This window comes from Enterobacter cloacae complex sp. XAL002 (assembly GCF_049236805.1).
GTDB classification, from domain to species: domain Bacteria; phylum Pseudomonadota; class Gammaproteobacteria; order Enterobacterales; family Enterobacteriaceae; genus Enterobacter; species Enterobacter intestinihominis.
In genome coordinates this window covers 1-5,624 of the sequence record NZ_JBMKJN010000049.1, presented here as the reverse complement: position 1 = coordinate 5,624, position 5,624 = coordinate 1, and the positions used below count along the sequence as shown (strand labels likewise).

The following is a 5,624-nucleotide window of genomic DNA, read 5'->3' as shown; positions in this document are numbered from 1 at the left end:
TGTTGTGCGCCAGCAGAATTATCCTTACATCCGGATTCGCTCGAACCATTCCATCCACCACGCCCGCCATATACGAGTCACGTACGGAAGTATCTCCCTCAAGAGAGGTACCATCGAAGAAAGCTTTCATTACACGCAAGGTTTCCAACGTATACTCTATCGACTCTATTCGATCAGAGGCTTTTCGGAAAAAATCGCTGTTGACGTGATTTTTCAGGACAGGGGCAAGCGACGCCAAACGGAGCTTCAATCTGGTTACCCCTGAGATAGCTTTCTCCTGCTGAGCCGTTTCCAACTCCCCCCATTTTGCCGATGAAATAACCGCCGACTGGCCATCAATGGACGTCAACAACTGAGTCAGCGCATCAACGTGGGGTTTCATGAGGTGGTCGATGACCTGGATAATTTCGGCCAATTGCGCTAGGTCGTCCCTTGGATTCAAGGTGTTGGGTAAATCGATTCCGACTAACTGCAGTTTTCTTCCTGATTCGCGTAGATATGATTTAACCCAAATCAGCACTGAGCCATACAAAGAAAAGGTCAGGGTATCCGAAAATCGCTCAAGTTCATGAGCACCGGCTGTTGAGTTGAGCCATTCAGATAGCCGGGATGCCTGAATCGCCCCACATTCCAAACCAATCGCATTAAGCATGCTTCCTCCACAATGGAGAGGCCCAGTTACAGGACGTTGCATAACTGCCAGCCGCGACCATTGAGGTCGCGGCATTTCTCTCATGACCGCTTTTGGCGCAATCCGAGCGATCTACTCGGCAGCTGTCGGCCCTTGGGGTCTTGTTTAGGGAACTGGCTCAGATGTTCGTGAGTGATCTTCCAGACATTCGCTTCTCTACGAAGGATAGTTGTTCCTCGCCCACCGCCTTCCAGAGCGCTACCATTTAAAATTGCCCTCCACCGGAAGTGATAGGTGCATCCGGCACAATCTTTCGACTGGGCAACCCACTCCAGGTTTTCTAACCAATAATTTTCAAGAGGAAATTTTTTCCAGGTTTCCTCAAAGGCTTGCCGTATCTGCTTCAGTCCACAAAATGATCCGTCATTGAACCAGAATATCGCATTTGGTGAAATTAACGGCACCAACTGATCGAAGTCGTGCATATTAATCAGTTTGCTCGACTTCACGCGGGATCCAGAACCAGGCGACATAGAGGGCCCGTAGGAAGAGAATCGTCAGCGCCGTTCCCACGACGATGCCGCCCATCATTGCGTAGGCACGATTGCCAGCATGAACTGGCAAAGCGCCGAAGTGCTTGCCAGCCTGGACACGTTTAACCTGACCGAGAGGTACGGTTGCGATGCGGAGATCATATTTGTTAATTAACGCGCTTGCTTAATTAACAATGGCCACGGGATTCTACTCGGAATCCCTTCAAGGCGAGGGGCGAAAATCGGCCCCAGGCGGCGAGTGGGCTAAGCAATTTGTGGCATCCGCGACGCGAATAAAGACCAGTGCGGTCATCGGCTACAGTCGGTTCCATGCGCCATGATGGCACTGCCGGCAGGCGACGTTAATCGATGATCTCGGCACCTTCTGCGTTCAGACGCGCCAGGCCCTCCTTCATTTCCCGCAGCCGCTGGGCCGTGTGTGCTTGCCACTTCGTCACTTCAGCAATTACGCGCAATGGATCGCGGGAGCGATAAGACAGGGTCGGGTTACCCGGGAACTTCTTATCCGTCAGGTTCGGATCCTCCTCGATGGCGCCGGTCGGTTCGACGACATAAATTCGTTCCGTTCCGCTGCCACCCGCCAATTCGGCGCCCCAGATCGCCGCATCGAGCGTGCCTGTAAAATACACCCACGACAGGGATTTCGCGTCTGTGAAATTCGATCGATAACCGACGGCGATCAGATCACCGGGTGCAAGAGCGGCTTTGGTTCCATGGAAGAACGACTGGGCAAACATGGTTGCGGTAGCAGACATAGAGTCCCCCTTGATGTTAAGCGCTTCTGTTCACAGTGTCGCGGGGCCCGTATTTTCGGCGGGGCGCACCCTGGATACATAGTCGTTGATAGGGTGCGGGCGAGCATCCCGCATGCCATGCGTCGGATCAGGGCGAGCCAAAGTGCCGTTGAAGATAGTCGACACCGAACGAAACGATATCCCGCGCTTCGAACAAGTAGCAGTGCGCCTGACCGACCAAGCCCTCCCGATGGCGTCGCAGCTCCACATAGGCATTGGTAATTGTCTCGACGGCGTCCGGCTCTCCTTCGATAGCGAAACAATCGAGAATGCCGTTGGAGTCGAAATCCTCGGCGCGTTTCCATCTCACTCCGCCGTCCTCGCTGCGGATCGGCATTTCGTAGCTCACGCGTCGCTTGTTCGGGATGCGGGCAATGGCCTCGGCGTAGTGCAGGACGGTAACGGAATCGAGCGGGGCTCCGAGCAACAGAACCTTTCCGGCACGCTCGACGAAACGCTCCAGCGGCGATCCAGGTCCGAAAGCCTGCCCAAGTTCGTGAGGCCGCGTCAGAGTGCCGGCCAGAGGCCCTACCGCGACCATCGAGGCATCCGGGTGCGCGCTGCGCCGGGCGCCGGGTGTCTGGAGGAGGAACCGGTTGAGCAGGCCGAAGCCGCGATACGTGCCTGATATGGCTGGATCGAACGGCGGCCATCGGTGGCGCAGTTCCGCATCCATCCGTGCGCCATTGAGCGTTTCTTCGTAAGGCGACCGGTCCCACGAGGCGTATCCCATCAAGCTTCCAGTGGGGCCGACGGCATCGAGCAGGGCAGACACTATCGATGCTGCGCCTCCATCGACGGGGCCGATCGCCTTCAGCGATGCGTGAACCATGACGAGAGCGCCGGATTGGACACCCAGCCGTGAAAGGTCCGCCGCAATTGTTTCCCTTGTGTTCATTCCGCTGCCATCCTCTATATCCTGCATTCCCCAAGTGGCGTGTCGTTTGAGGTGAAGATAGCCTGTATCCGAGCGCTAGACAAGGATTTTCTGCCGCAAGCGGCACCTGCGGTCGCGCAGACTGCTGGATCTGGACGGATCAGACCGCGAAGCCGCTGTTTCCTTGCCCAGGGGCGGCGTTTTTCAGCGCAGCGGACAGATCTGTCCAGCCGCTTTCGTTCAGTTTGAGCGTGGATCGCGATCATGCGCATAGCGGTGGCGCTCGCAATCGGCGGATAGCGGCGAGGATGGCGCGTACCATCGTGCCGGTGACAGCGACCTCGGCCAGCTGGAAGGTGATGGTGCGGGCGTGACGGACCACACGTGCCCCGATCTTGATCAGCTTCAGTTGCAGGCTGGTCAACGACCAGTCGGCCATGGCCTCGGGCAGCTCGATGCAGCGCAAGAAGGTGGCCAGGTTGTACGCCAGGGCGTGCAGTTGCAGCCGCACCTCATTGTCGCGGAACTTCCGGCACGACAGCCGCGTCCAGCGAAAGGCGTATTTGCCCTCTTTGATGTGCTGCTCGGCGGTGCCGCGCTGGTTGTAGAACCGCACCACCCAGTCCGGCTCCATCGGCAGGTTGGTGACGATGAAGCCGACACGCGGGAACAGTTCGCCCGGATGCCATTCGATCTTGGCGATCACCCGGCGTTCCTTGTCCCAGGACGCCGCCTGATACTCGAATTCCTCGAAGAACCGCTTGACCTTGGTCAGTGACGGCCGCCCGACAGGGCGCGTTAGCCGATGCGCGATCTTGTCCTTGAGGACCGCGTTTGCGGGCAGCCGGATGGCGTAGAAGAACCGCGCTTCTTCCAATCGCTCATAGATCGCCGGGATCGCGTAGGCAGCATCGGCCCGGAAGAACCTGCCACCAAGGTCGCGCTCCGCGTAGCGCGCAATTACGGGGTCGAGAACATCACGCCAGCCATCGGCGCTGTGGACGTTGCCATGGCGCAGGGCGCAGCGTTCCAGCATCCCGAACTGGTTGAACAGAAAGTTGGGGTGATAGCAGCTACAGTCGAAATGGCCATTCCAGGCGGACCCTTCCTGGTCGCCATGGGTCGGGCTGACCGAGCTGTCCATGTCCAGAACGATGTACTTCAGCCCGTTACGGTCATGGAACCGGTCGATCCATTGCCCGTTCAGGTCGGCCAGCGCGGCACGGTTCCCGGCCAGAGCCAGCGTCTCGGTCTCGAACCGTCCCATCTGCGATGCCGAGGCCGCTTGTGCATCGACCGCTCTGCCGCCGACAACTTGGCGCATGACCGGATCGCAGGCGAGACGGTTGGCGTCGTTGACATCCTCGTATCCGGCCAGCCGCCCAAAGACTGATTGCCGGAACAGGCCGTCGAGCCGATGGACCGTGTTCTTGCCAGAGCGAGTATCGCGCAGCGCCGCTGACGCCAAATCGGACAACCCGAGCGCGTCATCAAGCTCGCGCATCACCAGAAGGCCGCCGTCGGAACTGAGCTGCGTGCCGCGAAATTCCAGCCGCACGCGAGGGTCGAAATCCACCCGATCTGCCCGTTGCAAGCCCGCACCCTCTGGGTGATCCATGAAACGCGCCCCTCGCAGCCTTCAACACCATGTTTTATATAGGAAATATAATGGTCAGGACAGCGAAATCAGCGCCTTACTTGGGAAATGTGGGTTAAAATCATGCCTCTCGACAAAATAGCGAATAAGACTAGCTCTAGCCAGTGAGAACTCCGCGACAAAGTGAGCACCCTCGCCAATGCCGACAATTCGGGCGCCCTCAACTACGGGATTAAGAATCTCAAACTCATTGAACTCCAGCTTTTGAGGCTGTAAAAGTGTTCTGGTCGTTCTCCATGTCATTTTTTTATCCTTTTGCGTTTATTGCTGAAATCGTCATACTTTCGCTTCGCCAATAACCAGGCTCACAGAGCATAACGCCCCAGTTAACCGACATCAACGTGCGCAGCACGTTGATGTCCGGTTGAACGCCCGGTTAGGCTGACGACAGATGCGAAGGCAGATGAGAACACGCCGAGATACCAGTTGGTAGAGATGGTGCAGCCATTCATGACCACTTCCCCTTGATTTTGAAGCTTTGAACAGTGCGCAGGCTTTCGAACGCCTGGCGTGTTTGGACCATGTACACCGCAGGGCCGTCAGGTGTGAGGATGTTTTTTTCTTGAACGAACCCGGCCTTCTCGTAGCAGCGAATGGCGCGATGGTTGCTAGGAGATGGATCGGTTTGGATTTTCGTTACGGCCGGGTCGCTAAACAGGAGTTCAACGAGCGAGCGTACGAGCTTTGTACCCAACCCCTTGTTTAACTGTGATGGATTAGCCAAAGACTGGTCAATCCCGCGGACCCCTGGATCAGTTTCGTCTTCCCACCATCCATCGCCACTTCCAAGTGCGATGTAGGATTGGGCGTAGCCGATGGGTTCGTCATCTAGCATTGCGATGTAAGGCACTACAGCTTGCTTTGCCAGAACTTCGGGCGAATAGTGTTCTAAGACTTCGTCAAGAGTTGGGCGTTCATCCTCGCCGCCCCACCACTCGACTATGTGGGGGCGGTTCAGCCAAGCATGGAGCATTGGCAGATCGTTCTCGGCCATGACTCGTAGAACTATTGCGGCATTGTTGGCGGACATGAGATGTTGATTCCGTGCGGGCCTAACTTTGTTTTAGGGCGACTGCCCTGCTGCGTAACATCGTTGCTGCTCCATAACATC

General features: G+C 56.9%; 6 protein-coding genes and 2 pseudogenes. All 8 read right to left on the bottom strand.

Annotation, left to right across the window (positions count from 1 at the left end; translation table 11 throughout):
• Window positions 1–646 (bottom strand): annotated as a pseudogene (locus ACOT0L_RS23630) (erythromycin esterase family protein); the annotation flags it as partial.
• Window positions 647–732: 86 nt separating this feature from the next.
• Window positions 733–1,140 carry a YybH family protein gene (locus ACOT0L_RS23625; RefSeq protein ID WP_063613390.1) on the bottom strand — a complete coding sequence of 136 codons (408 nt, stop codon included), beginning with the start codon at window positions 1,138–1,140 and terminating at the stop codon, window positions 733–735.
• 386 nt (window positions 1,141–1,526) lie between these two features.
• Window positions 1,527–1,940 (bottom strand): NAD(+)--rifampin ADP-ribosyltransferase, encoded by a 414-nt coding sequence (arr, locus tag ACOT0L_RS23620; protein WP_012695486.1) that lies wholly within the window; start codon window positions 1,938–1,940, stop codon window positions 1,527–1,529.
• Between the two features lie 127 nt (window positions 1,941–2,067).
• A complete protein-coding gene (gene aac(3)-IIg / locus ACOT0L_RS23615; protein ID WP_012695485.1) occupies window positions 2,068–2,877 on the bottom strand; it encodes an aminoglycoside N-acetyltransferase AAC(3)-IIg in 810 nt (269 codons plus the stop codon).
• Window positions 2,878–3,118: 241 nt separating this feature from the next.
• Window positions 3,119–4,474, bottom strand: a complete 1,356-nt coding sequence (locus tag ACOT0L_RS23610) for an IS1380-like element IS1247 family transposase (RefSeq protein ID WP_006473457.1) — start codon at window positions 4,472–4,474, stop codon at window positions 3,119–3,121.
• A gap of 93 nt (window positions 4,475–4,567) precedes the next feature.
• Window positions 4,568–4,756: pseudogene (locus ACOT0L_RS23605) on the bottom strand (erythromycin esterase family protein); the annotation flags it as partial.
• A gap of 83 nt (window positions 4,757–4,839) precedes the next feature.
• A complete protein-coding gene (locus ACOT0L_RS23600; RefSeq protein WP_022646489.1) occupies window positions 4,840–4,965 on the bottom strand; it encodes a hypothetical protein in 126 nt (41 codons plus the stop codon).
• Complete coding sequence (aac(6')-IIc, locus tag ACOT0L_RS23595) at window positions 4,962–5,543, bottom strand: aminoglycoside N-acetyltransferase AAC(6')-IIc (RefSeq protein ID WP_012695484.1); 582 nt, start codon at window positions 5,541–5,543, stop codon at window positions 4,962–4,964. The genes ACOT0L_RS23600 and aac(6')-IIc overlap by 4 nt, the downstream gene beginning before the upstream one ends.
• Window positions 5,544–5,624 lie beyond the last annotated feature (81 nt).

Bases quoted from the DNA above. Each gene is read 5' to 3' on its own strand.
- ACOT0L_RS23600 (WP_022646489.1), bottom strand. From the start codon at position 4,965: ATGAATGGCTGCACCATCTCTACCAACTGGTATCTCGGCGTGTTCTCA.
- ACOT0L_RS23610 (WP_006473457.1), bottom strand. From the start codon at position 4,474: ATGGATCACCCAGAGGGTGCGGGCTTGCAACGGGCAGATCGGGTGGAT.
- arr (WP_012695486.1), bottom strand. From the start codon at position 1,940: ATGTCTGCTACCGCAACCATGTTTGCCCAGTCGTTCTTCCATGGAACC.